At 64.2% G+C, this 26,868-nt stretch carries 27 protein-coding genes and 3 tRNA genes; 20 read left to right on the plus strand and 10 right to left on the minus strand.

The window, feature by feature from the left end; all coding sequences use genetic code 11:
- The first annotated feature begins 50 nt into the window (after positions 1-50).
- The 4 genes from QZY67_RS01040 (at position 51) to QZY67_RS01055 (ending at position 1,338) form a co-directional block, all read left to right on the plus strand.
- Positions 51-126: transfer RNA gene (locus QZY67_RS01040), tRNA-Phe, on the plus strand.
- 42 nt (positions 127-168) lie between these two features.
- Positions 169-244: transfer RNA gene (locus tag QZY67_RS01045), tRNA-Gly, on the plus strand.
- 49 nt (positions 245-293) lie between these two features.
- Positions 294-367, plus strand: a tRNA-Cys gene (locus tag QZY67_RS01050).
- A gap of 140 nt (positions 368-507) precedes the next feature.
- The gene (locus tag QZY67_RS01055; protein ID WP_295368141.1) at positions 508-1,338 is read left to right on the plus strand and encodes an RNA methyltransferase; all 831 of its coding nucleotides are present in this window, start codon (positions 508-510) and stop codon (positions 1,336-1,338) included.
- Positions 1,339-1,382: 44 nt separating this feature from the next.
- Here the strand turns inward: QZY67_RS01055 and QZY67_RS01060 are convergent, their stop codons facing one another.
- A complete protein-coding gene (locus QZY67_RS01060; protein ID WP_295368142.1) occupies positions 1,383-2,336 on the minus strand; it encodes a Gfo/Idh/MocA family oxidoreductase in 954 nt (317 codons plus the stop codon).
- A gap of 318 nt (positions 2,337-2,654) precedes the next feature.
- Between QZY67_RS01060 and QZY67_RS01065 the strand changes: the two genes are divergently transcribed.
- Positions 2,655-3,911, plus strand: coding sequence for a diaminopimelate decarboxylase (locus QZY67_RS01065; protein ID WP_295368143.1), 1,257 nt, complete (start codon positions 2,655-2,657; stop codon positions 3,909-3,911).
- A gap of 65 nt (positions 3,912-3,976) precedes the next feature.
- Here QZY67_RS01065 and QZY67_RS01070 read toward each other — a convergent pair whose 3' ends face one another.
- The gene (locus QZY67_RS01070) at positions 3,977-4,483 is read right to left on the minus strand and encodes a hypothetical protein (RefSeq protein WP_295368144.1); all 507 of its coding nucleotides are present in this window, start codon (positions 4,481-4,483) and stop codon (positions 3,977-3,979) included.
- A 158-nt stretch (positions 4,484-4,641) separates the two neighbouring features.
- Between QZY67_RS01070 and thyA the strand changes: the two genes are divergently transcribed.
- From thyA to QZY67_RS01090, 4 genes are read left to right on the plus strand one after another with little or no spacing between them, the layout of a single operon-like run.
- Entirely contained in the window at positions 4,642-5,472 is an 831-nt protein-coding gene (gene thyA / locus QZY67_RS01075; RefSeq protein ID WP_295368145.1) for a thymidylate synthase, read from the plus strand.
- A gap of 13 nt (positions 5,473-5,485) precedes the next feature.
- Complete coding sequence (locus tag QZY67_RS01080) at positions 5,486-5,941, plus strand: DUF523 domain-containing protein (RefSeq protein WP_295368146.1); 456 nt, start codon at positions 5,486-5,488, stop codon at positions 5,939-5,941.
- Positions 5,942-6,421 (plus strand): dihydrofolate reductase, encoded by a 480-nt coding sequence (locus QZY67_RS01085; protein ID WP_295368147.1) that lies wholly within the window; start codon positions 5,942-5,944, stop codon positions 6,419-6,421. It abuts the gene before it with no gap.
- A 5-nt stretch (positions 6,422-6,426) separates the two neighbouring features.
- Complete coding sequence (locus QZY67_RS01090; RefSeq protein WP_295368149.1) at positions 6,427-6,996, plus strand: NUDIX hydrolase; 570 nt, start codon at positions 6,427-6,429, stop codon at positions 6,994-6,996.
- Positions 6,997-7,296: 300 nt separating this feature from the next.
- On the opposite strand, the gene QZY67_RS01095 is transcribed toward QZY67_RS01090, so the two are convergent.
- The 8 genes from QZY67_RS01095 to QZY67_RS01130 all read right to left on the minus strand — a co-directional run bounded on the left by QZY67_RS01095 (position 7,297) and on the right by QZY67_RS01130 (position 14,177).
- On the minus strand, positions 7,297-7,914 hold the full coding sequence (locus QZY67_RS01095) for an aromatic acid exporter family protein (protein ID WP_295368150.1): 618 nt from the start codon (positions 7,912-7,914) through the stop codon (positions 7,297-7,299).
- 189 nt (positions 7,915-8,103) lie between these two features.
- Positions 8,104-8,286: a hypothetical protein gene (locus QZY67_RS01100; protein WP_295368151.1), complete on the minus strand. Its 183-nt coding sequence runs from the start codon at positions 8,284-8,286 to the stop codon at positions 8,104-8,106.
- 56 nt (positions 8,287-8,342) lie between these two features.
- Positions 8,343-8,777 (minus strand): pyridoxamine 5'-phosphate oxidase family protein, encoded by a 435-nt coding sequence (locus QZY67_RS01105; RefSeq protein WP_295368152.1) that lies wholly within the window; start codon positions 8,775-8,777, stop codon positions 8,343-8,345.
- A 20-nt stretch (positions 8,778-8,797) separates the two neighbouring features.
- Positions 8,798-10,036, minus strand: a complete 1,239-nt coding sequence (locus tag QZY67_RS01110) for an MFS transporter (protein WP_295368153.1) — start codon at positions 10,034-10,036, stop codon at positions 8,798-8,800.
- A gap of 4 nt (positions 10,037-10,040) precedes the next feature.
- Complete coding sequence (locus QZY67_RS01115) at positions 10,041-11,276, minus strand: DHHW family protein (protein WP_295368154.1); 1,236 nt, start codon at positions 11,274-11,276, stop codon at positions 10,041-10,043.
- A gap of 12 nt (positions 11,277-11,288) precedes the next feature.
- Positions 11,289-12,707 (minus strand): MBOAT family O-acyltransferase, encoded by a 1,419-nt coding sequence (locus QZY67_RS01120; protein ID WP_295368155.1) that lies wholly within the window; start codon positions 12,705-12,707, stop codon positions 11,289-11,291.
- Positions 12,708-12,738: 31 nt separating this feature from the next.
- On the minus strand, positions 12,739-13,803 hold the full coding sequence (locus tag QZY67_RS01125; protein WP_295368156.1) for an acyltransferase family protein: 1,065 nt from the start codon (positions 13,801-13,803) through the stop codon (positions 12,739-12,741).
- 5 nt (positions 13,804-13,808) lie between these two features.
- Positions 13,809-14,177, minus strand: coding sequence for a VOC family protein (locus tag QZY67_RS01130; RefSeq protein WP_294531978.1), 369 nt, complete (start codon positions 14,175-14,177; stop codon positions 13,809-13,811).
- A 442-nt stretch (positions 14,178-14,619) separates the two neighbouring features.
- Between QZY67_RS01130 and mraZ the strand changes: the two genes are divergently transcribed.
- The 11 genes from mraZ (at position 14,620) to QZY67_RS01185 (ending at position 26,862) form a co-directional block, all read left to right on the plus strand.
- On the plus strand, positions 14,620-15,042 hold the full coding sequence (gene mraZ, locus QZY67_RS01135; protein ID WP_294531981.1) for a division/cell wall cluster transcriptional repressor MraZ: 423 nt from the start codon (positions 14,620-14,622) through the stop codon (positions 15,040-15,042).
- Between the two features lies 1 nt (position 15,043).
- Positions 15,044-15,985: a 16S rRNA (cytosine(1402)-N(4))-methyltransferase RsmH gene (gene rsmH / locus QZY67_RS01140; protein ID WP_294531983.1), complete on the plus strand. Its 942-nt coding sequence runs from the start codon at positions 15,044-15,046 to the stop codon at positions 15,983-15,985.
- A 57-nt stretch (positions 15,986-16,042) separates the two neighbouring features.
- A complete protein-coding gene (locus QZY67_RS01145) occupies positions 16,043-16,615 on the plus strand; it encodes a hypothetical protein (RefSeq protein ID WP_294531986.1) in 573 nt (190 codons plus the stop codon).
- A gap of 442 nt (positions 16,616-17,057) precedes the next feature.
- A complete protein-coding gene (locus QZY67_RS01150; protein ID WP_295368157.1) occupies positions 17,058-19,439 on the plus strand; it encodes a penicillin-binding transpeptidase domain-containing protein in 2,382 nt (793 codons plus the stop codon).
- A 103-nt stretch (positions 19,440-19,542) separates the two neighbouring features.
- Positions 19,543-21,003, plus strand: a complete 1,461-nt coding sequence (locus QZY67_RS01155) for a UDP-N-acetylmuramoyl-L-alanyl-D-glutamate--2,6-diaminopimelate ligase (RefSeq protein WP_295368158.1) — start codon at positions 19,543-19,545, stop codon at positions 21,001-21,003.
- A gap of 134 nt (positions 21,004-21,137) precedes the next feature.
- On the plus strand, positions 21,138-22,124 hold the full coding sequence (gene mraY, locus QZY67_RS01160; protein ID WP_294536206.1) for a phospho-N-acetylmuramoyl-pentapeptide-transferase: 987 nt from the start codon (positions 21,138-21,140) through the stop codon (positions 22,122-22,124).
- Between the two features lie 51 nt (positions 22,125-22,175).
- On the plus strand, positions 22,176-23,384 hold the full coding sequence (gene ftsW, locus QZY67_RS01165; RefSeq protein WP_295368159.1) for a putative lipid II flippase FtsW: 1,209 nt from the start codon (positions 22,176-22,178) through the stop codon (positions 23,382-23,384).
- Positions 23,385-23,420: 36 nt separating this feature from the next.
- Positions 23,421-23,924: a glycosyltransferase gene (locus tag QZY67_RS01170; RefSeq protein ID WP_295368160.1), complete on the plus strand. Its 504-nt coding sequence runs from the start codon at positions 23,421-23,423 to the stop codon at positions 23,922-23,924.
- Positions 23,921-24,595, plus strand: a complete 675-nt coding sequence (locus QZY67_RS01175) for a glycosyltransferase (protein ID WP_295368161.1) — start codon at positions 23,921-23,923, stop codon at positions 24,593-24,595. The genes QZY67_RS01170 and QZY67_RS01175 overlap by 4 nt, the downstream gene beginning before the upstream one ends.
- 128 nt (positions 24,596-24,723) lie before the next feature.
- Positions 24,724-25,986 carry a UDP-N-acetylglucosamine 1-carboxyvinyltransferase gene (murA, locus tag QZY67_RS01180; RefSeq protein WP_295368162.1) on the plus strand — a complete coding sequence of 421 codons (1,263 nt, stop codon included), beginning with the start codon at positions 24,724-24,726 and terminating at the stop codon, positions 25,984-25,986.
- Between the two features lie 105 nt (positions 25,987-26,091).
- Positions 26,092-26,862 (plus strand): FtsQ-type POTRA domain-containing protein, encoded by a 771-nt coding sequence (locus QZY67_RS01185; protein WP_295368163.1) that lies wholly within the window; start codon positions 26,092-26,094, stop codon positions 26,860-26,862.
- Positions 26,863-26,868: the final 6 nt, after the last annotated feature.

Genomic DNA, 26,868 nt, shown 5'->3' on the forward strand with positions numbered 1-26,868 from the left:
GCCTGTCACGCCGGAGGTCGAGGGTTCAAGTCCCTTCCGCGTCGCCATTTGCCTCTGTAGCTCAGTTGGTAGAGCAGGGGACTGAAAATCCCCGTGTCGTTGGTTCGATTCCGACCGGAGGCACCAAATCTCTCTGAATTGCATAGTGTAGTTCAGAGAGAGTTCTCTGCGGGTGTAGCTCATCTGGTAGAGCGCCACCTTGCCAAGGTGGAGGTAGCGAGTTCGAGCCTCGTCACCCGCTCCAGAAACAGAGGATAACAGGAGCAAGTAATTTGCTCCTGTTATCTGTAATCGGCGCCATAGCCAAGTGGTAAGGCAGAGGTCTGCAAAACCTTTACCCCCAGTTCGAGTCTGGGTGGCGCCTCCAAAAATCCCGAATGCGAAAGCGTTCGGGATTTTTCATTGTTTTATACTGTTCTGCCGGTTCGGTGTTCAACGGCAGAGCGGGAAATAGCCCCATGGCGGGGCGGGCTGATTTTAAACTGTTGCAGCCAGGAGGGGAACGCAATGGCAGAGCTAATCGAAATCACCAGCCTGGATTTGCCTGAGCTGGAGGTCTTTACCCGGCTGACGGAGGCCCAGCTGCGCAACCGGCTGGAGCCCGAGAAGGGAATTTTCATCGCCGAGAGCCCCAAGGTCATCGCCCGGGCCCTGGAGGCCGGATATCAGCCCCTGTCCCTGCTGATGGAGCGCAAGCACCTGGAGGGCCAGGGCAGGGAGGTCATGGAGCGCTGCGGGGATATCCCGGTGTACACCGGGGACAGCGAAGTGCTGGCCGCCCTGACCGGCTATCAGGTGAACCGGGGCATCCTGTGCGCCATGCGCCGCCCCGTGCTGCCCACCGTGGAGGCGCTGTGCGCCGGGGCCCGCCGGGTGGCGGTGCTGGAGGGCATCGTGGACGCCACCAATGTGGGGGCCATTTTCCGATCCGCCGCGGCGCTGCACATGGACGCTGTGCTGGTCACGCCCACCTGCTGCGACCCCCTCTACCGCCGGGCGGTGCGGGTGAGCATGGGCACCGTGTTCCAGATCCCCTGGGCCCGCATCGGCGACAGCCCCGCCGACTGGCCGGAGAAGGGCCTCGCCCTGCTCAACGCCCTGGGATTCAAGACCGCCGCCATGGCCCTGAGCGACGACTCGGTGCCCATTGACGATCCGGCCCTCATGGCCGAAGAAAAACTGGCCATTGTGCTGGGCACCGAGGGGGACGGCCTGGCGGAGCGCACCATCGCCGGCTGCGACTACACGGTGCGCATCCCCATGTCCCACGGGGTGGACTCGCTGAATGTGGCTGCGGCCAGCGCGGTGGCCTTCTGGCAGCTGCGCGCAAGGGAATAAGGAACCGGCCCCCGGCGCAAGCGCCGGGGGCCGGTTTGTCATATTCAGAGAGCGGAGGCCCCGTCTGCGCGGATATCCCGGAGCACGCGGAGAATCTGAAGGGTGTCGGCATGGGAGTGCCGGGGGCTCTCGATCCTGCCGGCGGCCACGTCGTCTATCAGGGCCTGAATCTCGCCGGTCATGTCGTCGCCCGGGGCGGGAAAGCGGCGCAGGATGGGCGGGCGGCCCTCCAGCGCGATTTCATAGCCGGTGAGGCGGTGGAAGTCGGGGACCGTGATGCTGCCCAGTTCGCCCCGGATGACGGCGCGGCGCGCCCTGTCCTGGTCAATGCCGCCCTCCAGCAGCGCGGTCACGCCGCCCTCAAAGGTGAGCGCCGCCTGGAAATGGAGGTCGATGCCGCCCTGCCGGGTGAGCGCGCCGGAGATCTCCCGAACGGCCCGGCCGGACATGAGGGCCAGCGGAAAGCCGGCCACATAGGGGCCCAGGTCATTGAGGGCGCCGCCCTGGGCCGGGTCGAAGAGAAAGCTGTCCCGCTCCTCCGAGGCGTCATAGCAGAAGCAGGTCTCAATGGTGCGGAGGGGGCCTAAGAGGGCTGTGTCCCGCCGCAGCCGCTCCAGCCCGGGGGCGAACTTGGTCTTCAGCGCCTCCAGGAAATAGGTGTGCTCCTCCGCCGAGACCCGGGCGATCTCCTCCATCTCTTCAACGGTCAGCGCCGCCGGCTTCTCGCAGAGCACCGGGCGGCGGCGGCGAAGAGCCTCCACGGCCCACACAGCGTGCAGCTTGTGGGGGAGGGCGATATAGACCGCCTCCACCTCCGGGTCCCGGAGCAGGGCGCCGTAGTCCCGGTAGAGCCGCACGCCGGGGCTGGAGCGCAGAACGGGGTCCTCCGGGCTGAGGCTGCGGGAGGCAATGGCACAGATGCGCCCGCCGGAGGTATAGGGGATGCTCTGGGCAAAACGACGCGCAATGTTTCCAAACCCAATCACGCCAAAGTTCAAGGCAGTACGCCCCTCTCTTTTTGAAATGGGGGTTGGCAAGAGAAAACGCTGGGTAGAGTATAGCACTCCGGGAATAGGCGATCAAGGAGGGGAGGGAAAAGAAGCGCAGACACAGCCTTCCGGATGGACTAAAAAGAGACTGTTATCGCTTTTTCCCGATTGGGCAAAAGGAAGGAAAAAAGAGGGGAGAGGCTTGTGGGTTTAGCGGATTGACTTTTTGGCTCGATTTCGGTAGTATAGGATCTGAATTTTTATCAAAAGACCTGAACCCGGCCTGCGGGGCCCTCAGGTGAATTTCCATCGGGGAGTGAAGCTTCCATGAAAAAGCCCTTCGTGACCCTGGACCAGCTCCAGGAAATGACCAAGACCTATCCCACCCCGTTCCATCTCTACGACGAGAAGGGCATCCGGGAGAATGCCCGGAAGCTGAAGGCGGCCTTCGCCTGGAACCCGGGCTTCAAGGAGTATTTCGCCGTCAAGGCCACGCCCAACCCCGCCATCCTGAAGATCCTCCGGGAGGAGGGCTGCGGCACCGACTGCTCCTCTCTCACCGAGCTGATGATGGCCGACCGCTGCGGCTTCTCCGGCAGCGAGATCATGTTCTCCTCCAACGACACCCCCGCCGAGGAGTTCGCCCTTGCCGCCAGGCTGGGCGCCACCATCAACCTGGACGACTTCACCCACATCGACTTCCTCAAGGAGACCATCGGCTATATCCCCGAGACCATCTCCTGCCGCTTCAACCCCGGCGGCACCTTCTCCATCGGCGCGTCCGAGGAGGGCTTCCAGGTGATGGACAACCCCGGCGAGGCCAAGTACGGCTTCACCCGGGAGCAGCTCTTTGAGGGCTTCAAGAAGCTGAAGGCCATGGGCGCCAAGCACTTCGGCCTCCACGCCTTCCTGGCCTCCAACACCCTGAGCAACGAGTACTACCCCACCCTGGCGGGCATCCTGTTCCAGCTGGCCGTGGACCTGAAGAAGGAGACCGGCTGCGACATCCGGTTCATCAACCTGTCCGGCGGCGTGGGCGTGCCCTACCGCCCCGAGCAGCCCGCCAACGACATCGCCGTTATCGGCGAGGGTGTGCGCAGGCAGTACGAGGCCATTCTCACCCCCGCCGGCATGGGGGACGTGGCCATCTTCACCGAGCTGGGCCGGTTCATGCTGGCCCCCTACGGCTGCCTGGTGACCAAGGCCACCCACTTCAAGCACACCTACAAGGAGTATGTGGGCGTGGACGCCTGCGCCGCCAACCTGATGCGCCCGGCCATGTACGGCGCCTATCACCACATCACCGTCATGGGCAAGGAGGACGCCCCCTGCGACCACAAGTACGACGTCACCGGCTCCCTCTGCGAGAACAACGACAAGTTCGCCGTGGACCGCATGCTGCCCGAAATTGAGCTGGGCGACCTGCTGGTCATCCACGACACCGGCGCCCACGGTTTCGCCATGGGCTACAACTACAACGGCCGCCTCCGCTCCGCCGAGGTGCTGCTGAAGGAGGACGGCTCCACGGCGCTCATCCGCCGGGCCGAGACCCCCGACGACTACTTTGCCACCCTGGTCTGGTAAGGGCCCCACAGCGAAAAACGCCCGGCCGCGCTCCCCGCTTGGGGAAGGCGGCCGGGCGTTTGTACTTACAGGGGAAGGAAAAAGAAGAGAAGCAGGAGCAGGACGGACGCGCCGAAGAGGGCCAGCTCCAGCACCAGGTCCTTCCTGCGCCGCATATCCCGGCGGCACTCCAGCCAGACAGGGACAGCGGATCCGGAGAACATCTGGCAGAGCACAATCACCCGCAGGACCACATCGGCGGCCGAGAGAGCCAGGCTGGCGTAGCCCAGGGCGTCCGCAGGGGCCATGGCCTCCTGATACCGGGGGAGAATCCAGTTGCTGAAGGCGGCGATCTGCTCGAAGCCGATGAGGCAGAACACCACCAGAGCGGCCCGGCTGCCCCGGTACAGGGCCCACAGCACCACGGCGGAGGGCAGCAGGGAGGCCAGGGCGGAGAGCACTGCCAGGGGCGTCAGGCCGCCGCCGGCGCGGATAAGCGGAATCAGCGCCTGGGCAAACTGGGATACAAAAATCAGCCACAGCAGGGCGCGGAGCAGAAAGCGGCCCTTCTGGGCCCGGATATCCTGGTACATCCCCATCACCTCGTCCGGACTCCGCAGAAGCGGAGCGTTTTTATCATTTTACCATAACGGGCCGGGATACGCCAAGAGGGAAGGGCGCCGAAAAGTCTTGCGCCGGGGCGGGTCCTGTCATAAAATAGACTGGCATGAATACAACAGGAGGAACCCACATGAGCTACGCCGACGAGCGATTTATCCAGAACTGCAAAGACATCCTCGCCCACGGGACCTGGGACACGGACCAGGCGGTGCGCCCCCGGTGGGACGACGGCGCCAGCGCCCACACCGTCAAGCGTTTCGGCGTGGTGAACCGGTACGACCTGCGGGAGGAGTTCCCCGTCCAGACCATCCGGAAAATGGCCTTTAAGAGCGCTCTGGACGAGCTGCTGTGGATCTGGCAGAAGAAGTCCAACAACATCCACGACCTGAACAGCCACATCTGGGACGCCTGGGCCGACGAGACCGGTTCCATCGGCAAGGCCTACGGCTACCAGCTGGGGGTGAAGCACGTCTACCCCGAGGGGGAGTTCGACCAGGTGGACCGGGTGCTCTACGACCTGAAGCACAACCCGGCCTCCCGGCGGATTATGACCAATCTCTACAACCACCACGACCTCCACGAGATGGCCCTCTACCCCTGCGCGTACTCCATGACCTTCAACGTGACGGGCAAGACCCTCAACGCCATTCTCAACCAGCGCAGCCAGGACATGCTCACCGCCAACGGCTGGAACGTGATGCAGTACGCCGCCCTGGTCCACATGCTGGCCCAGGTGTCCGGCCTGGAGGCGGGGGAGCTGGTCCACGTCATCGCCGACGCCCACATCTACGACCGGCACGTGCCTATTGTGGAAGAGATCATCGCCCGCAAGCCCTATGAGGCCCCCGCGCTGTGGATGGACCCGGCGGTGGACGACTTCTACGCCTTCACCCGGGACAGCCTGAAGCTGGAGGGCTATCAGTCCCACCCCCTGGACGTGAAAATTCCGGTGGCGGTGTAAGGAGGAAGGGCAGATGCGGATTCTGGTGTCGGCCTGCCTGCTGGGCCTGACATGCCGGTACAGCGGCGACGGAAAAGCATTTCCGCCGCTGACGGAGCTGCTGAACCGGGCAGATTTGAGCTTCGTGCCCGTGTGCCCCGAGCAGCTGGGCGGCCTGTCCACACCCCGTCCGCCCTCCGAGCGGGTGGGGGAGCGGGTGCTCACCCGGGATGGGGCCGACGTGACGGAGCAGTATGCCCGGGGCGCAGCCCAGGCAGAGGAGCTGGCCCGTCTGATGGGCTGCCGGTGCGCCTTGCTGAAAGCCCGCAGCCCATCATGCGGCAGCGGCATCATCTACGACGGCACCTTCACCGGACGGAAAATTCCTGGCGACGGCGTGACAGCCGCCCGGCTCAAAAGCGCGGACATCCCGGTGTTCGATGAGGAGCACTGGGCGGAATTTCTGGACTTTATTAAGGAGGAAGGCTGAATGTACCTGATTGCGGCGGTGGATCAGAACTGGGCCATCGGCAGTCAAAACAAGCTGCTGGCCCGGCTCTCGCCTGATTTGAAGCGGTTCAAGGCCCTGACCCTGGGTCACCCGGTGCTGCTGGGGCGCAAGACTCTGGAGACCTTCCCCGGCGGTAAGCCCCTCCCGGGGCGGCAGAACTATATTTTGTCCACCAATCCGGACTACAAGGTGGAAAAAGCCCTTGTGCTCCACAGCCTGGAGGAGGCCCGGACAAGCTGCCCGGCGGATACCTTTGTCATCGGCGGGGCCCAGGTGTACCGGGCCGCCCTGGACTGGTGCGACACCGCCTACATCACTAAAATCCACGCCTCCTTTATGGCCGACGCCTGGATGCCCGACCTGGACGCCCTGCCGGAGTGGGAGCTGGCGGAGGAGGAGCCGCCGCTGGAGGACGGGGGAATTGTCTTTCACTATGCTACCTACCGGAGAAAGGGGTGAGAGGAGTGTACGCAGACGACATCCGGGCCTACCGCCCTCAGGACGAGCAGGAGGAGACCGACAAGCGCATCATCCTGGAGTATGTGGACCGGTACCCCGACACCGTGCTCACCCGGCGCAATGAGTATGCCCACATCACCAGCTCCGGCTTTGTGGTCAACGCCGACGCGTCCAAGGTGCTCATGGCCCACCACAATATCTACCGGGTGTGGGCCTGGACCGGCGGCCACGCCGACGGGGACGGCGACCTGCTGTCCGTGGCCCTGCGGGAGGCCAGGGAGGAGACCGGCGTCACCCACGTCCGTCCCCTCTCGCCCGCCATCGCCTCCCTGGACATCCTGCCTGTGTGGGGCCATGTAAAGTGGGGGAAATATGTGGCGGCCCACCAGCACCTCAACGTGTCCTACCTTCTGACCGCCGGCGAGGACGACGCCCTCACCGTCCGGGAGGGGGAGAACACCGGCGTAGCCTGGCTGCCCGCCGACCGGCTCACAGAGCTGACCAACGAGTGGCAGATGGACTATGTGTATCTCAAGCTGCTCCGCCGGGCCCGGGCTCTGCTGGGGCTGGGGTAAGGAATCAAAGAGAGAGCGCTGGAACCGAGGTTCCAGCGCTCTCAGGCTGTCGAAAAAGTCCTTGACTTTTTCGACAGCCTTCAAAAATGCCGTTACTTTCGCGCCGCACAGCGGCGCAAAAGTCCTCGCTCCGCTCTCCGGACGCCTTGCACAGCAAGGCGTCCGGGGCATTCGTTCCCACGCGAGGCGGGCGGCTGCCCCCTCGCGCTCCCCTGCCCCGGCGCAGGCAATTCTGTTCAACCGGTTTTTTTTGACACGCTGAAAGAGCGCTGGAACCTCGGTTCCAGCGCTCTTTTTCTGTCAGTCGGTCCGGCTTTCGTCTTTGCCTCTGTCGGGGGTGCTCCGGGCCGTCCGCTCCTTCCACCGCTGACGCTTCTTCTCCAGGGAGCGGAGATGGTGCTCCTTCAGGTGCTGGAAGGTGAAGCCGCCGGGGAACAGGCTGTTGACCGCCATGGCCGCCAGCACGCCGATGGCGGTGTCCAGGATGCGGTTGAGGGCGTAGCTGACGTAGGTGTCCGGCGGGGTGTTGAACAGCAGGATGCACAGCACCACGCCGCCGGGCTGGACCCCGCCCACCCAGAAAACCTGGCACAGGAGAATGAGGATGACCACGCCTACAAACACCAGAGGCACCAGCAGCAGGGAGTGGCCGCCGTTGGGGTAGAAGATCAGGTATACCCGGAACAAAGCCATGCCCAGCAGTCCGCCGATGAGGGTGCCGAAGAGGCGGTTGCCGCCGTGAAGCCGGGAATTTTCCAGGTCGCTGCCCATGCCGAAGATGGCGCCGATGCAGGCAAAGGCGGGGCTGCGGTCCAGGAAGAAGTACACCAGGGCGCACAGGGCTGCGGCGGTGGCTGTTTTGATGTTGCGCATACCCACCCTGGGCAGAGAGCGGGGCGCGGGACTGTTTTTACGCATCTTAAAATCGCTCCAACTCCGAAATTTCTGGAAGCTTGTTCCAGATACAAGCATTATAGCATGGGAAAAAGGCGCTTGGGAAGAGCGAACAGTGATCTCAGCTTATAAAAATAAAGAAAACCGGGGCCGTCAGGCCCCGGTTCAGCGTGTCGAAAAACCTCCCAGAAGGGGAAGCCTCGCAGAGTTCCGTCATCCGCAGATGACGGAATCAAATGAAAATCCGTCATTTTCGGGGACATCAAATGAAAATCCGTCATTTTCGGGGACATGCGCCTCGAAAATGACCCTTCTCATGAAATTTTTGCCGACAATTTCATCAGAAATCGAGGCAAAAATTTCATGAAGCTCCTTCGAAAAAGTGGCGGTAGCCACTTTTTCGACAGCCTGAACCGGGGCCGTCAGGCCCCGGTTTTCGGATTTATCCGGCGTTATCCGCCGCAGTATGGGGACAGCCGGTACTGCCGGCTGTCCAGGAGGAACTGCTCCAGATAGGGCTCACCATCCCGATAGAGCCACCGCTCGAGATACACGGGCGTGACGGCAAAGAGCAGCTCGCCGCTCAGATGGGTGTACCGCCCGAAGGAGGAGGGGAAGCGCGCCCGGTACAGCGCGGCAAAGGCGGCATTGTCCAGCGGACGGCCCGCCTCACGGCAGAGCCCCTCAATCTGGATATTGTCGGCGCACAGGGCCACCCGGGGGTTTTCGGCCAGCTGGCGGTACTTCCGAAAGTGTCTGTCGGTCTGAAACCAGAACAGGCCGTCCATCTGAATCACGCTCATCATCCTGGAGGTGACATGGTCGTGAAGGGAGGTGGATAACACCATGTGCCGGCCGGAGCCGAATTCCTGAAAAAAGTTCTGCATATGCGCTTCGAATTCACCCATTAAAGATTCCCTCTTTTTGACTTTTTCCTCAGCGCCAGAGCGACTGCGGCCAGCGCAGTGGCGGCGCAGCCCAGCGCAATGCAGCACAGGAGCATCAGGTTGGCCCCACCCATGGGCAGGGAGGCCCCGGCGTCCAGGGCCAGGCCGCTGATATAGCTGCCCAGCATGCCGCCCATGCCGTTGGAGGCCACCATCATCACCGTCTGCCCCCGCACCCGGTCGGCCTGGGGTACCGACTCGTTGACAAAGTACACCGACGCCGGGGTGAACAGGCCGTACCCCAGCATCTGGAGGGGCTGGGCCAGGAACAGGGTAGTCAGATTGAAGGACAGCAGCAGCGCCGCCGCCTTGAGCACGGTAAAGGCCATGCTGATGAGGATGAGCTTTCCGCTGCCCAGGCGGCGGAGCATGCGCTGAAAGAAGAAGGCGGTGGGCAGCTCAAAGCCGCCCATGAGAAACAGCGCCACGCCCAGGTCGGCGCTGTTGCCGCCCCGGCTCTCCACCACGTTGACCAGGAAGTTGGACATGGGCAGGCAGGCGGTGATGCCCAGCAGGATGGCCAGGAGCATGAGGGCGAAGGGGGGATTGTTCTTCAGCAGGTACCACACCGAGTGGGGCTTCTCCGCCGGCGGCGCGTCCGCTGCCGCGGGCGCGGCGCGGAAGGCGGGGTAGGTGATGGTCAGGGCGATGACCGCCGCCACCAGCACCGCGTGGGTGACGAGGGTGCTCTCCACCCCCAAGGTCTGGGTCTGGAGGCCCAGGCCGGCGCAGGTGACGGCGTAGGCCATGGAGCCGATGCCCCGGCCCAGGCTGTACCGGATGGGCACGCCCGCGTTGATAAACTGGATGGCCATGGCGTCCATCAGCGGGTAGGCGGAGATCTCAAAGCCGCCCAGGATGATGAGGATGACGGCGGTGCCGCCCATGCCCATGGGCCAGAGGAGGAACACCAGGGAGGCGGCCAGGGACAGGGCCAGAGACAGGGAGACGATGACCTTCAGGGGGATCTCCGGGTGCCGGTCTGCAAAGCCGCCCAGCAGGGGCTGGCAGACAATGCCTGCCAGGCAGCGGATGGCGATAAGCAGGCCGATCTGGCTGTTGGAGAAGCCCCGCGCCCCCAGCAGGGCGGCCAGATAGGCGCAGATGGCGGCGAACATGGCCCAGTAGCCGATCTGCATGGCGATATAGTGCAGGTCCAGCCTGCGGAGGGAGGGCTGTGGGGCGATCAATCCGTTCACCTCGTCAATAGCGGAATTCCGGCTTCGCGTCCGCGCCGAAGAACTGGAACAGCTCGGGCAGGCGGGTGGAGCTGGCGCAGTACATCACCACCACCATGTCCGGATCCAGCCAGTCTATATAATCCATCAGGTTTTCCTTAAAATATCGCAGGTCGATGGTAATGAGCTCCGAGCAGTCCAGAGCCAGGAAGGGAGCCAGAATGCAGGAGAAGGAGTCCCGCACCAGCAGCACCCGGGGCCCGTCCGGGTTCAGGTGGTTGGTCATACGGGCCAGGTTGTAGTCGCCGCCGGCGTAGAGGGTGTAGGGGTTGCCGTTGAAGTAGTCGATTTTCTCCACCCGCTCCGGGAACAGCAGGGACTCCTCAAAGGGGCCGGTGCGCTCAATGGCATTGAGGGGCACCGAGTAGGTAAAGCTGGTCTCGAAATTGGGCTTCCACAGGTTGATGCTGTCCACGCCGGAATACAGCGTGCCCACCCGCTTGCCCTGGCTGCCCAGGAAAAAGTCCTCATAGAGGATTTTCTCGTAGCTGTCCGGGTCGGTGTAGAGGGGATTGACCTCATAGCCCAGAATCTCCGACAGACGCTGCGTCACCGCCTGATAGCCCACAAAGCCGCCCTCCGGGGTCCAGTGGTGGTCGGTGCGGAAGTAGAAGGGGAGAGCGCCGGGGGCCTGGGCCGCCTCCTCCAGCACGGGCCGCAGGTCCAGGGTGTCCACCCCCAGCTCCGCCAGGGAGGAGAGGAGCAGATCGGCGTTTTCGTGGCCGTAATCGCTCACGCCCTCGGGCAGCTCATCGCCGCTCTGGCTCACCTTCTGGGGGGCCTGGACGTAGAGCAGGGGGATGCCTTTCTCGGAGAGCTGGCCCTTGAAGTCGGCCACCGCCTGGGCGTGGGGCCGGGTGTCGGTGGGGCCGCCGTAGAGGTTCTCAAAGGCCAGGTCCCCATTGTCCAGCTTGACGACGGTGTAGTCCGCCTCCACGTCCTCCACCACCCGGCGGCCCATGAGCCGCTGGATGCCGCCGTAGAGCTGGATGAAGTAGTGGTCCTTGTCCAGGTCCTGGTTCAGGGCGTTCTCCGCGCCGGAGAGGAAGGTGGGCAGGTAGGAGATGTCCCGCCGCAGCTTGCCGAACTCAGCCCGCAGATTGCCGCTGCCGCTGAAGAAGGCGGCGGTGGCCACCACCAATCCGGCGGCAATGCCCAGCAGGAAGAGGACGGCGGTGAGATTGGATTTCAGCTTGTTCATGGCGCGTCCTCCTCAGAAATTAAAGTAGATGAAGGGGTTGTAGGTGCCCTTGATGGTGAAGCACACGGCCACCACAAAGACCGCCAGCAGGGCCAGGGTGGACACGCAGTCCCACACCGGCAGCAGCCTGCCGCCAGCCGTCACAGCCAGCTTTTTGCGCAGCCAGGTGGCGGTGGGGGCGGCGCAGAGCGCGGCGGCCAGGAGGATGATCCAGTACTCCCGCAGGTAGAGGGCCGCCTGGCTGCTCCACAGCGGCATGGAGCCGATATGGAACAGGGAGAGGAAGTAGGACCCGGCGGCGGACAGGGAGTCGGACCGGAACACCACGCAGGTGAGCACAAAGGCCGCCTGGGTGTAGAGCCAGCCGAGGGCCTTGGGCCAGCCTCTGCCCAGCCCGCCGTACTTCTCCAGCATGAGCAGGGCGTAGTTCAGCAGGCCCCAGACCACGTAGGTCCAGTTGGCGCCGTGCCAGATGCCGGTGAGGAGCCACACCACAAAGATATTGCGCACCACCTTCCACTGCTTGTCCACCCGGCTGCCCCCCAGGGGGAAGTAGACATAGTCCCGGAACCAGGAGGTGAGGGAGATGTGCCACCGGCGCCAGAACTCGGTGACCGAGGTGGAGATGTAGGGGTAGTCGAAGTTCTCCAGGAAGTGGAAGCCGAACATCCGGCCCAGGCCGATGGCCATGTCGGAGTAGCCGCCGAAGTCGTAGTAGAGCTGGAGAATGTAGCACACAGCCCCAATCCAGGCGAAGGCCATTGACTGGGGCTGGCCGTGGTTAAAGGCGGCGTCGGCCACGACGGCCAGCTGGTTGGACAGGATGACCTTCTTCCCCAGGCCCATCAGGAAGCGCTGGACGCCGGAGGTGAAATCGTCCCAGTTCTCCCGGCGGTGGAGAATCTCCTCGGCCACCGTCTCATACTTCACAATGGGGCCGGCGATGAGCTGGGGGAAGAAGGAGACGTAGAGCCCCACGTTGAGCAGGCTCTTCTGGGCCTCGCCGCGGCCCCTGGCCACGTCCAGCACATAGCTCATGGCCTGGAAGGTGAAGAAGGAGATGCCGATGGGCAGGTTGATGACGGGCACCGTCAGCTGGAAGCCCAGCAGGTTCAGGTTGGTGAGGACAAAGGTCAGGTACTTGAAGATAAACAGGACGGCCAGATTGCAGACAACCGAGACGGTGACGGGGAGACGCAGTCTGCGGCCCCGCTCCTTCCAGGCGGCCACCCACAGGCCGAACAGGTAGTTGGCGGCGATGGAGCCCATCATGACCAGGACGAACCAGGGCTCGCCCCAGGCGTAGAAGAACAGGGAGGCCAGGGTCAGAAAGATGTTCTGCCCCCGCCGCCACTTCCGAAGGGGGAGGTAGTACACCAAAAGCACCACCGGCAGGAACAGAAACAGGAACACAGAGCTGGAAAAAAGCATGGATTGAACTCCTTTGTGAAGATTGAGACGCTCAGGTGAGCCAGCGGCCCGCAAAGGGGATCTTGCTGATGAGCCAGGCCGCCGCCGCCGAGGGGATGAGCACCAGCGCCGTGACCACGGGCACCGCCAGTACCGGCGGCAGGGGCAGCTGGGTGATGCCGAAGTGGCGGTAGACGATGAGGAACAGGTCGTGGACCAGATAGACGCCAAAGGTGATTTTGGCCAGCCCGGACAGGCTCTGCCGCCGGGAGCCCTCGTCGCTCACCCCCAGCAGGTACCGGAACAGCACGAACACCGCCACCGCCATGGCCGCCACGTTGGGGGTCATGTACTCGTACAGCACGCCGGACAGGGCGCCGCTCTGGAGGGAGAGGGCCCGGGTACCCCAGATGGTGGCCGCCGCGCCGCCGATGCCCAGCAGGTAGATGACGGCTTCCGCCACCCGGGACAGGGCAAAGGTCTTCAGGTAGTACCCCGCCACATAGTACCCCACATAGCCCATAACCATGTGCAGGTTGAGCCGGGAGAGGTAGGTGGAGACGGTCTGGCTGGGCCGGAGCTGAAGCAGAGTGGGCAGCAGGCAGGCCACCACAAAGCACAGCAGGAAGAAATAGTGGAAATCCTTCCGGGAGGCCCCCTGGACAAAGGCGCGGAGGATGGGCGTCACCAGATACAGGCCCAGAATCACGTAGAGGAACCACAGGTGGTAGTGGGTGTTGCCCAGCAGGGCGGTGTACAGAGCGGAGCGGATGCCCGCCCAGGTGAACGCGCCGTCCACCCCGCCGAAGTCCACAATGGCGTACACCGCGCCCCACACCACCAGGGCCGCGAAGATGCGCAGGATGTGGTGAAAGAACAGCCTGGGCAGGGTCAGGCTCTTCTTGGGGTCCAGCAGGAACATGCCCGAGAGCATGACGAACACGGGCACGCACCAGCGCACCAGGCTGTCGTATACATTATATATATCCCACGCGCCGCTCCCCACGGGCACATCGTAGATCCACAGGCTCACCACATGGATGACCACCACCGCCGCGATGGAGAGTACCCGCAGCAGGTCGGCGTAGGCCAGTCGGCCGTCAGAGGTTTTGGCCATCGGGGTCAGCTCCTGGCGGGGACGATCTCAATCCAGTAGCCGTCCGGGTCCTCGATGAAATAGATGCCCATGGCCGGGTTCTCAAAGCAGACGCAGCCCATCTCCCTGTGGCGGCGGTAGAGCTCGTCGTACCGGTCGGTGACAAAGGCCAGGTGGAACTCGCACTCTCCCAGGTCGTAGGGCTCGGTGCGGTCCTTCAGCCAGGTCAGCTCCAGCTCAAAGCCGGTCTCCCCGTCCCCCAGGTACACCAGCTTGAAGGAGCCGTCTTCCGCCTCCTTGGCGCGCACCGGGGAGAGCTCCAGGGCCTCCCGATAGAAGGCCAGGGACCTGTCCAGGTCCAGAACGTTGAAGTTAAAGTGAGCAAAGCGCAGCATATGGTTCACCTCATTGATAAGATGCGGGCGAAATGATTGCCGAAAGACAACGGAGAGCATTATATCACATGATTTGGAAGTTGAACAGGGCGGGGCGGAAAATTTGCAGGCGGTCGGAAACCGTCGAATGGAATGGTAACGTAAAAACAAAAGCGCGCGCGCAAATGTGGAAAAAGTAACGAGCTTTGCGCCCTTTTGCGGAAAGGAGACATAAAACAGGATAATTGGTCATGGGTTCCTGTTTACAAAAGTAATCGAACATACGTTTCTTGTGCGGAAATCACTTGTTTTCACACGAAAATACCGGGGTTGGCAGGGAAAAAAGAGTTAAAAAAGGGTTGCAATTTGGTTACATAACAATTATACTAAAAACACTGGTGGGGGAAAATGGAGCCTGCCATTGCCCGGAGGGGGGAAAGTGGTGGAAGAGAGGTGAACGGGAATGATGAGCGCCACCGGCACGTACGAGCACAGCCTCGACGCCAAGGGCCGCCTGTTCATCCCCGCCCAGCTCCGCCGCGAGCTGGGGGACACCCTCTACGTCACCATGGGCCTGGACGGCTGTCTGGCCGTCTACCCCCAGGAGACCTGGGACACCTTCACCGCCAAATTCGCCGCCCTGCCCATGAGCGAGTCGGTGGCCATGCGCCCCCTGTTCGCCAACGCCGCCAAGTGCGAGCCGGACAGTCAGGGCCGGATTGTCATCCCGGCCATGCTGCGGAAGTTTGCCGGCCTGGAGAAGGACGCGGTCATCACCGGCGTCCACAACCGGGCGGAGATCTGGAGCGCCGAGCGCTGGCGGGAGAAGCAGGAGGAGATTACCCCCGAGAAGATGAACGCCATCCTCAAGGGGCTGGGGCTGTAATATGAGTGAGATGGAATTTTCCCACAAGCCGGTGCTGCTTCAGGAGTGCATCGATGGATTGAATATCGACCCCGCCGGGGTCTATGTGGACGCCACCCTGGGCCGGGCGGGCCACTCCCGGGAGATTGCCCGGCGGCTCACCACCGGGCGGCTCATCTGCATTGACCGGGACCAGGCCGCCCTGGATGCGGCCCCCGGGCGGCTGGAGGGCCTGATGGACCGGGTGACCCTGGTCCACGGCAACTTCGGAGACCTGGCGGACATTCTGGGGGAGCTGAAGCTGGACAACCTGAGCGGCGTGCTGGCCGACCTGGGCGTGTCCTCCCCACAGCTGGACGACGCCAGCCGGGGCTTCTCCTACATGGCCGACGCGCCGCTGGATATGCGGATGGACCAGTCCGAGGCGCTGACCGCCAGGACGGTGGTGAACGACTGGCCCCAGGAGGAAATCCGGCGGATTTTGTTCCAGTTCGGCGAGGAGCGGTACGCCCCCGCCATTGCCTCGGCCATTGTCCGCGCCCGGGAAAAGGCCCCCATTGAGACCACCCTTCAGCTGGTGGAGATCATCCGCTCGGCCATGCCTGCCCACGCCCTGCGGGAGAAGCAGCACCCGGCCAAGCGGTCCTTCCAGGCCATCCGCATCGCGGTGAACGACGAGCTCTCCGCCGCGGACAAGCTCATTCAGGCGGCGGTGCCCGCTCTGGCCCCCGGCGGACGGCTGGCCGTCATCTCCTTCCACTCGCTGGAGGACCGGATTGTGAAAAACGCCTTTGCCGCCTTTGCCAAGGGCTGCACCTGCCCGCCCGACTTCCCGGTGTGTGTGTGCGGGAAGAAGCCGGTCATCCGGCTGGTGAACAAAAAGCCCATTGTGTCCGGCGAGGAAGAACTCAATGAGAACGCCCGCGCCCGCAGCGCCAAGCTGCGGATCGCGGAGAAGCTGTAAACAAGAGCAGGGAACCCCTTCCCGAATGCATCTGCAAAAGAATGGAGTGGACGCACCATGGCAAGTGCCGCAGCCCGAAGAAGACGCTATAACACGCCCCGCGCCAACTATGACAGCGTGGCCTACGCGCTGGATTATACCGGCACGGCGGACCGTCCCCTCCGGGGCGGAGAGCAGACCCAGGCCCGGCCCCTGGTCCGGCCCAGAGAGCGGGCGGCGGTGCGGCCCAAGGCCCGGGTGCGGGAGGCGGGCGCCGTCTCCATCTTCGCGGTGGTGGGCTTCCTGGCCGTGGGCGTGTTTGCTGTGCTGGTGCTGCTCAGCTCCATCCAGCTCACCACTCTGTCCGACGACATCGCCAGCCTGAAGAGCGACCTGGCCGAGCTGGAGGAGCAGGAGAGCTACCTGCGCACCCAGTACGAGCTGGCCTTTGACCTGGCCAGCATTGAGAGCGCGGTGACGGCCGACGGCTCCATGGTCAAGCCCCAGGCGGGACAGGTTCTCTATCTGGACCTCTCCGAGCCCGACAGCGTGGTGCTGTTCAACGAGGAGGAGACGCCGGTGCAGGGCCTGAACGGCGCGCTCCAGGGCATCAAGGACATTCTGGGCAATGTGGTGGAATATTTCAAGTAATCCACCCCATATAGTTTTGTAAGACCCGAAAAGAGAAAAAGGGTTGCACCCGCAGCCCATACAGAGAGAGGGCGTAAGAAAAATTAAATTTTTCTTACGCCCTCGATGTTTCAGGGCGGGACAGAGGCGGGGACTGAAGAGACAGAGCGGGGGGATAGTGTGAAAGGGGGGCGGAGCCCCCGCTTTCGCGTGGAATCACCCGCCCGCAGGCGACCGGCTGCCGCGGAGCAGAAGCCGGAACCGGGCCGCAGAGCGGCCCGGGCGTAAGAAAAATTAAATTTTTCTTACGCCCTCGATGTTTCGGGGCGGGACAGAGGCGGAGACTGAAGAGACAGAGCGGGGGGATAGTGTGAAAGGGGGGCGGAGCCCCCGCTTTCGCGTGGAATCCATCGGCTCATAGACAGAACCAGCCATCGCGTTTTACAGGCACAGAGGTGATCGTATGATGAACGGCGAAAAGAGACAGAAGCAGCAACCGGACCGCAGGGGAAACCGCACCATCCTGGGGCGGACCGTCTTCCTGATGGTCTTCTTCGGCGCGGTGATTTTCATCCCGCTGCTGGTCCGGCTGTACAACCTCCAAATCACCAACCATGAGTACTATCAGGAGCTGGCCATCGGCCAGCAGACCAGGGACGTGGCGGTGACGGCCAACCGGGGCACCATCTACGACAGCAAGGGCACCCCCCTGGCCCTGAGCTCCACGGCCTACGACATCATTGTCTCCCCCCGGGACCTGAACACCGTTCAGGAGAACTACCAGAAGAAGCTGGAGGCCTACCAGGCGGGCGAGAGCAAGGAGGCCCCCGGCCCCGAGCCCACCGACGAGGCGGTGGCCGCCGGCCTGGCGGAAATTCTGGGTATGGATAAGGACACCATTCTCCTCCGCCTTCAGAAGGACACCTCCTATGTGCGCCTGGCCGCCAAGGTGGAGCAGGACGTGAACGAGCAGGTCATGGCCTTCAAGCTGGAGTACAGCCTGTCCAACGCCCTCTACTCCACCCCAACCTCCAAGCGGTACTACCCCCACTCCAGCCTGGCCGCCCAGGTCATCGGCTTTGTCAACGCGGAGAATGAGGGCGCCTACGGCATGGAGGCCTACTACAACAGCGTGCTCTCCGGCGAGACCGGCCGGGTGGTGACCGCCAAGAACGGAAACGGCACCGAGATGCTCTCCCGCTATGAGAACTACTACGACGCCACCGACGGCAACAACCTGAACCTGACCATTGACGCCACCATCCAGTACTACTGCGAGCGGGCCCTGGAGAAGGGCATCGAGATGTACGACGTGCAGAACGGAGGCTTTGCCATCGCCATGGACCCCAAGACCGGGGCCATCCTGGCCTGGGCCAACTCCCCCACCTACGACCTGAACAACCCCAGCACGGTCACCGACCCGGACACCCTGGCCGAGCTGGAGACCCTGAAGGCCACCTACGGCGAGGACAGCGACGAGTACAAGGAGGCCCTGGGCAACGCCCAGCTGCTCCAGTGGCGCAACAAGGCCATCAATGACACCTACGAGCCCGGATCCACCTTCAAATCCATGGTCCTGGCCGCCGCCCTGGAGGAGGGGGTGGTCAGCGAGAGCGACACCTTCGAGTGCACCGGCTCGGTGGTCATCGCCGGCAGCACCATCCGCTGCTCCGACCGAAAGGGCCACGGCACCCAGACCCTGGCCAAGGCGGTGGCCAACTCCTGCAACCCGGCCTTTATCGCCATCGGCCAGCGGCTGGGCGCGGAGCGGTTCTATGACTACCTGGAGGACTTCGGCTTCCTGGAGACCACGGGCATTGACATGCAGGGCGAGGCCGGCAGTACAGTGTGGACCCGGGACTTCTTCACCGGCCCCTACGGCGAGGCCTCCCTGGCCACCGCCTCCTTCGGACAGCGCTTCAACGTGACTCCCATCCAGCTCATTACCGCCGCCTCCGCCGTCATCAACGGCGGCCACCTGATGCAGCCCTATGTGCTGGAGTCCATCACCGACGCCGACGGCAACGTGCTCCAGAGCACCGAGCCTACCGAGCGCCGCCAGGTGATCAGCGAGGCCACCAGCGAGAAGTGCCGCACCATCCTGGAGGGCGTGGTCAACGGAGGCACCGGCAAGAACGCCTACCAGGCGGGCTACCGCATCGGCGGCAAGACCGGCTCCTCCGAGACCCTGGAGGACGACCACACCATCGTCTCCTTCCTGGGCTTCGCCCCCGCGGACGACCCCCAGGTGGTGATCCTCATCGCCTTCGACAATCCCAAGCCCGTCTCCCCCGGCAGCAACTACACCGCCGGCGGCTACTACATCAGCGGCGGCGTCATGGGCGCCACCCGGGCCGGCGAGCTGCTGGCCGACATCCTGGACTACATGGGCGTGGAGAAGCAGTACACCGCCGAGGAGCTCTCGGGCGCCGACGTGCTGACGCCCAGCGTCACCGGCCTGTCCCTGGCCGACGCCCAGGCCAAGGCGGAGGCCGCCGGGCTTACGGTGCGCACCGTGGGCGACGGCGAGACCGTCACCGACCAGATCCCCATCCAGGGCGCGTCCATCCCCGGCGGCAGCGAGATGGTGCTCTACATGGGCGAGGCCAAGCCCACCGACCAGGTGGAGGTGCCCGACCTGTCGGGCCAGTCCCCCGAGACGGTGCGCCAGACCCTCAGCAGCCTGGGTCTCTACATGAAGGCCACGGGCGTGTCCGACTACTATACCTCCAGCACCATTGCCGCGGGGCAGTCCATCGCCGCCGGGACCATGGTGGACCGGGGCACCGTGGTGGAGGTCCAGTTCATGGACAACACCGCCACCACTGCCGGCGCGGGCTTCTGAGCCGTCCGGCAGGCCAGAAAAGCAGCGGCCCGGCCCGGGAAACGCCCCGGGCCGGGCCGGAGCGGCTATTCTTCCATTCCAACACAGCGTGAGGGGTGACAGCATGAGACTGAAGGCGCTTTTGTCCGGCGTGGCCCTTCTTGGGGGCTCCGCGGACGAGGATGTGGAAATTTCAGGAATCAGCTATGACACCCGCACCATCCGGCCGGGGGAGCTCTTCGTGGCCCTCACCGGCTACAAGACCGACGGACACCGCTTCCTGCGTGAGGCGGTGGAGAAGGGGGCTGCGGCGGTTATCTGCCGCAGGGCTCCCGATGAGCCCGGGCCCTGGCTCGTGGCCGCGGACACCCGGGCGGCCCTGGCCGCCGTGTCCGCCAACTGGTTCGGCCGTCCGGCCGACGCCCTGACCGTCATCGGCGTCACCGGCACCAACGGCAAGACCACCACCACCTATCTGCTCAAGGCCATGCTGGAGGGTGTGCTGGGGGTAAAGGTAGGGCTTATGGGCACCAACCAGAACATGATCGGGGCGGAGGTTCTCCCCGCCCACCGCACCACCCCGGAGTCCTGGGAGGTGCAGAAGCTGCTGCGGGACATGGCGGACAGCGGCTGCACCCATGTGGTGATGGAGGTGTCCTCCCACGCCCTGGCCCTCCGCCGGGTGGACGGCATCCGGTTCAAGGCAGGCATCTTTACCAACCTGACCCGGGACCACCTGGATTTCCACGGCACCATGGAGGAGTACCGGCGGGTGAAGGGGCTTCTCTTCCGGCAGACGGATACGGCGGTGCTCAATCTGGACGACGAGGCCGGGCGGTACTACGCCGCCGCCGTCGCCTGTCCGGCGGTGACCTACTCGGAGAACAAGGACGAGGCAGATGTGACCGCCAAGAACATCCGCCTGTTCCCCGACCGGGTGGAGTTCGAGGCCCTGACCACCGGGGCCATCGCCCGGGTGAAGCTGCCCATCCCCGGCGGCTTCACCATCTACAACGCCCTGGGGGTCATCGCCTGCGGCCTGGCCCTGGGGCTGCCCCTGCCGGAGGTGTGCGCCTCTCTGGCGGAGGCCAGAGGGGTCAAGGGCCGCATCGAGGTGGTGCCCACCCCCGCGGACTACACGGTCATCATCGACTACGCCCACACTCCGGACGCCCTGGAGAACATCCTCACCACCGTCCGGGACTTCACCCCGGGCCGGGTCATCTGCCTGTTCGGCTGCGGCGGAGACCGGGACCGGACCAAGCGGCCCGTCATGGGGGCCGTCGCGGCGGAGCTGGCCGACCTGGTGGTGCTCACCTCCGACAACCCCCGCACCGAGGACCCGGAGGCCATCCTGGCCGACATCCAGGCGGGCATGGAGGGGAGCGATACCCCCTGCCTGGTGGTGCCCCACCGGCGGGAGGCCATCCGCCGGGCCCTGGACGAGGCCCGGTCCGGCGACACGGTGGTGCTGGCGGGAAAGGGCCATGAGACCTATCAGGAGATTGGAACCCGCCGCCGCCACCTGGACGAGCGGGAGGAGGTGGCAGCCTATTTTGGCGGCCATCCCGGGAGCCGTCCATGAAAAGAGAAAAACAGGGAGAAAGTTTGTTGCTTTTTGAGTGGAAAAGACCGGGGCAGTTATGATAAAATATCATTTTATGAAAACGGACCGGAGAAGCCCGGTGTGTGCGGGCGGAGGTTTGGGAGGTTCAAAAGATGAGATATGTAGTAAGCTTCCTGGTGGCCTTTGTGGTGGCCTTCCTGGCGGGTAAAGTGCTGATTCCCCTGCTGCGCCGCCTGAAGGCCGGGCAGGGCGTGAAGGAGTACGGCCCGGCCTGGCACAACTCCAAGCAGAACACCCCCACCATGGGCGGCCTGACCTTTATTGTGGGCATTACTGCGGCGGTGCTCACCGTGGGGGGACAGGACATTGCCGCCGGGGCCTTCGGCGCCCTGTTCGTGCTGGCGTTCGCCCTGGTATTCGGCGCCATCGGCTTTTTCGATGACTTCATGAAGGTGAAATACCACCACGGCGACGGCCTGTCCGCCGGAATGAAATTCCTGCTCCAGCTGGCGGCCGCCATTGTGTACACCCTGCTGCTGCGCCGCTTCGGCTACCTGAGCTTTGACCTGTACATCCCCTTCGTCAATCTGACCATCGACCTGCCCGAGTGGCTGTACATGGTCTTTGCCGCCTTTGTCATGGTGGGCACGGTCAACGCCGTCAACCTGACCGACGGCATTGACGGCCTGGCCACCGGCGTGACCATGCCCGTGTCCCTGTTCTTCCTGGCGGTGTCCGTCCTGTGGGGCGCCACGGAGCTGAGCGTGTTCTCCGCCGCCCTGTTCGGCGGCCTGTGCGCCTTCCTGATCTATAACTTTCACCCCGCCAAGGTGTTTATGGGGGATACCGGATCCCTGTTCCTGGGCGGCGTGGTGTGCGGCCTGGCCTTCGCGCTGGATATCCCCCTGCTGCTGATTCTGGTGGGCATCATCTACATCGCCGAGACCCTGTCCGACATCATCCAGGTGACCTACTTCAAGCTGACCCACGGCAAGCGGATCTTCCGCATGGCGCCCCTGCACCACCACCTGGAGCTGGGGGGCTGGAGCGAGGTGAAGCTCTTCACCGTCTTTACCCTGATTACGCTGGCAGCCTGCCTGCTGGCATACTTCGGCCTTATCAACCGCTATCCGTTCTGAGTCTGACAGAGCGGGAGAAACCTTTGGGAGGTGACCGTCACGGCGCGGAAAATGAAGCGGGATCTCACCGTGGAGGAGCAGCTGGCACGGGGGCCCATGGACCTGCCCTTTCTGATGCTGACGCTGATGCTCACGGGAATCGGGCTGGTGATGGTGTTCTCCGCCTCCTACGCCACGGCCTATTACGACGGCGTGGTGGCCAAGCACGACCCCACCTATTACTTTGTCCGCCAGGCCCTGTTCGGCGTGATTGGCATTGTGGCCCTGTATCTGGTCAGCAGGCTCAACTACCAGCACTACCGCTGGCTGGCGGTCTTTGCCCTGATGGCGGCCTTCCTGTGCCTCATCCTGGTGTTTACCCCCCTGGGCTTCGGCAAGGAGACCACCGGCGCCCAGCGCTGGATCCGGGTGCCCGGCCTGGGCAGCTTCCAGCCCTCCGAGGTGGCGAAGCTGGGCGTCATCCTCTACTTTTCCTCCCGATTGTCCAAACGGGGCACGGAGAAGCGAAAAAAGTACGACACCCGCAAGCCCTCCGGCCGCCTGCTGGAGCTGCTGGACCGGATCGGTTTTATCGAACTGGTACCCTATGTGCTCATTCTGGGCGCGGTGGCGCTGCTCATGCTCATGGAGCCCCACATGTCGGGCACCATCCTCATCCTGGTGGGCGGCGCGGCTGTCCTCTTTGCCGGCGGCATCAAGCTGGGCTGGTTCGTGGCCGGCGGCGCGGCGGTGGCCGCGGGGCTGTGGTTCATCATGACCCAGACCAGCTACATGGCCGCCCGCCTGGCCATCTGGCAGGACCCCTGGAGCGACCCCCTCAACGGCGGCTACCAGACCATCCAGTCTCTATATGCCATCGGCTCCGGCGGACTGCTGGGGGTTGGCCTGGGCGACTCCAGGCAGAAGTTCAACTACCTCCCAGAGCCGGAGAACGACTACGTGTTCTCCATCGTCTGCGAGGAGCTGGGCTATATCGGCGCGGCCATTATCATTATTCTCTTCGCCCTGCTGGTCATCCGGGGCTACTGGATTGCCCTCCACGCCCGGGACCGGTTCGGCGCGCTGCTGGTGGTGGGCATCACCACCCTGGTGGCGGTGCAGGTGTTTCTGAACATCGCCGTGGTCACCAACCTGATCCCCCCCACCGGCATCTCCCTGCCCTTCTTCAGCTACGGCGGCACGGCGTTGGTCATTCAATTGGTGGAAATGGGAATTGTATTATCCGTGTCAAGACAGATACCGGCCCCAAGACAGGGCTGATACGTTACAGGATGAGAGGTTTGGAGTGAGGTATTGATGAACATTCTCTTCACCTGCGGCGGAACCGCGGGGCATATCAATCCGGCGGTGGCGCTGGCCCGGCTCTTTCAGGAGCGCCAGCCCGGCTGCCGCATCCTCTTCGTGGGGGCGGACGGGGGCATGGAGACCCGCCTGGTGCCCAAGGAGGGGTATGACATCCGCACGGTGACCATCACCAATTTCCAGCGCTCCCTGACCCCGGCGGCGGTGGGGCACAATCTGAAGACCCTGTTCAACATGGGCCGCTCCCGGAAGCAGGCCGACGCCATCCTGGACGACTTCAAGCCCGACCTGGTGGTGGGAACCGGCGGCTACGCCTCCTACCCGGTGGTGAACGCCGCCGCAAAGCGAAAGATTCCCACGGCGGTCCACGAGTCCAACGCCGTCCCCGGCCTGACCACCAAGGCCCTGTCCAAGGTGGTGGACGTGGTGATGGTGGGCTTTGAGGAGAGCCGCAGCCACTACGCAGCCACTACGACAACCCGGAGAAGGTGGTGGTGACGGGCACCCCCGTCCGGGGCGACTTCTTCCGGTACACCCGGAAGGAGGCCCGGGAAAAGCTGGGCATTGCCGACGACCGGCCCCTGCTGCTCTCCTTCTTCGGCTCCCTGGGCGCGGCGGTGATGAACGACCATATGACCGCCATCCTCTCCCGGGAGGTGCGCATGGGCGCGCCCTTCCGCCATATCCACGGCGCGGGCCGGGACTACGCCGGCATGTGCGCCCAGCTGGAGCAGGAGGGGCTGACGGTGTCCGGCGACTGCGTGAAGCTGGCGGCCGGCGCTGAGGACACCGGCGTGGAGCTGCGGGAGTATATCTACGACATGCCGCTGATTATGGCGGCCGCCGACCTGGTGGTCTGCCGGGCGGGAGCCTCCACCATCTCGGAGATCACCGCCATTGCCAAGCCGGCGGTGCTGGTGCCGTCCCCCAACGTGGTGGCCGACCACCAGACCAAAAACGCCCGGGTGCTCTCCGACCGGGGGGCGGCTCTGCTGGTGAGCGAGCAGGAGTGCGACGGCAAGACCGACGCCCTCTTTAATACCATCGCCGATCTGCTGAACCATCCCGAAAAGCGGGAGAATATGGCCAAGGCCCTGCGGGAGATGGCCATCCCCGACGCCAGCGAGCACATCTACCAGACCCTGGTGGGCCTGCTGAAGGGAAAATAAGAGAAAAAGAAGCCGTTCTTCCCCTGTTCCGCCACCCTTTGCCCGGTTTGCCCCGGGAACGCCCCTGTGAACCCCCGCATAGTATGGCCTGAGTGAAAACAAGACCAACTTTGCGGAGGACGGAGGATATGAGTATTTTTCTGGTGGAGGGCGGCAGGCGGTTGGAGGGGACGGTCCGTACCCACGGCGCCAAAAACAGTGTGCTGCCCATTCTGGCGGCCACGATCCTGGGCAGGGGGGAGAGCGTCATCCGCAACTGCCCCGACCTGTCGGACGTGACCGCCTCCCTGGCCATTCTGGAGCACCTGGGCTGCAAAACAGCCCGGGAAGGGGACACAGTGCGGGTGGACGCCTCCGGCCTGTCCCGGTGCGACGTGCCCGACAACCTGATGCGGGAGATGCGCTCTTCGGTCATCTTCCTGGGGGCCATCCTGGGCCGGATGGGGGAGGCGGTGCTCTCCGCGCCCGGCGGCTGCGAGCTGGGTCCCAGGCCCATCGACCTGCATCTCTCATCCATCCGGGCCCTTGGGGGCAGGGTGGACGAGACCGGCGGCGCTCTGCGCTGCACCGGGCCACACATGGCCGGGACCGACATCGTGCTCTCCATCCCCAGCGTGGGGGCCACAGAGAACACCATGCTGGCGGCGGTGGCGGCCCAGGGGGTCACCACCATCACCAACGCCGCCCGGGAGCCGGAGATCGGGGATCTTCAGGCCTTCCTGCGGGCTATGGGGGCGGACGTGCGGGGGGCGGGCAGCTCCATGATCACCATCCGGGGGGGACTGCCCCTCCACGGGGCGGAGCACACCGTCATGGGCGACCGCATTGTGGCCGCTACATATCTGGCGGCGGCGGCCGCCGCCGGGGGCGAGATTGAGGTCACCGGCGCCGACTGCCGCCATCTGTCCACGGTGACGGCGGTGCTCAGCCAGGCGGGCTGTAAGGTCCGCAGCGACGACAGCCGGATTTCCCTCTCCCGCTCCGGGCCCCTGCGGGGGGTCAGTCCGGTGCGCACCGCGCCCTATCCCGGCTTTCCCACCGACGCCCAGGCCCCTCTGATGGCGGCACTGGCCACGGCGGCCGGCACGTCGGTCTTTGTGGAAAACATCTTCGAGAGCCGCTACCGCCACGTGGATGAGCTCGCCCGCATGGGCGCCCGTATCCGGGTGGAGGGCCGGGTGGCCGTGGTGTTCGGCGTGGAGCGGCTGAAGGCCGCGGCGGTGCGGGCCGCCGACCTGCGGGGCGGCGCGGCCCTGGTGGTGGCCGCCCTGGGCGCGGAGGGGCGGAGCACCATCTCCGGCCTCCACCACGTGGACCGGGGCTATCAGGACCTGGACGGGGCCCTGCGGAGCCTGGGGGCGGACATCATCCGCCTGGAGGCGGACGCATAAGGGAATTTTAAGAATTTCCTCACAAATTGTTTGATTATTTTCGGTATACTGAAAAGAAAAAATAAGCCGCCGGGCCAAGCCCGGCGGCGGCAGAGGAGCACGGAAATGGCGGCGAGACGGAACAAGCGCAAGCGGCGGAACAGGGGACGCTTCGGCTTCCTCTATAAAGTGCTGTCCGCCGCCGTGATTGTGGCGGCGATTGTGGCAGGCTGCGCGGTGTTTTTCCGGGTGGAGAATATCGAGGTCAGCGGCCAGTCAGCCTATACGGCGGAGCAGATCATCGGCGCCGCCGAGGTAGAGCGGGGGGACAACCTCTTTGCCGTCAACAAGTTCAAGGTTATGCGGCAGATTATCTCCCGCCTGCCCTATGTGGACGAGCTCTCCGTCTCACGCCGCCTGCCCAATACGCTGGTCATCCAGGTGACCGAGTGCGTTCCCGCGGCTGCCATCCAGGGCGGCGGCGCCTGGTGGATCATTGACACCAAGGGCAAGATCCTGGAGCGGACGGACGAGACCCGGGCGGCGGAATTCCCGCCCCTCACCGGCCTGACGCCGGACAGCCCCGTGGTGGGCGCCCGGCTGGCGGTGGCCGAGGGGGAGGAGAACAAGCTGGAGAGCCTGGAGAAGCTCTTCGCCGCCCTGGCCGCCCGGGGCATGACGGACCAGGCGGAGAGCTTTGATCTCACGGCCATCAACTTCATCAAGATGGGCTACGGCGGCCGGTTTACCGTGAAAATTCCCATGAACACCGACTTCGACCAGGCGGCCAAGATTCTGGAGGCGGCCATCGGCGCCCTGGAGGAGACCGACCGGGGCGTCATCGATCTGACCCTGGACGAGCCCCACTTTATCCCCTATGCGTCCATGCTGGGCTGAGCGCCC

The organism is uncultured Pseudoflavonifractor sp., assembly GCA_904419835.1.
Classification (GTDB): domain Bacteria; phylum Bacillota; class Clostridia; order Oscillospirales; family Oscillospiraceae; genus Pseudoflavonifractor.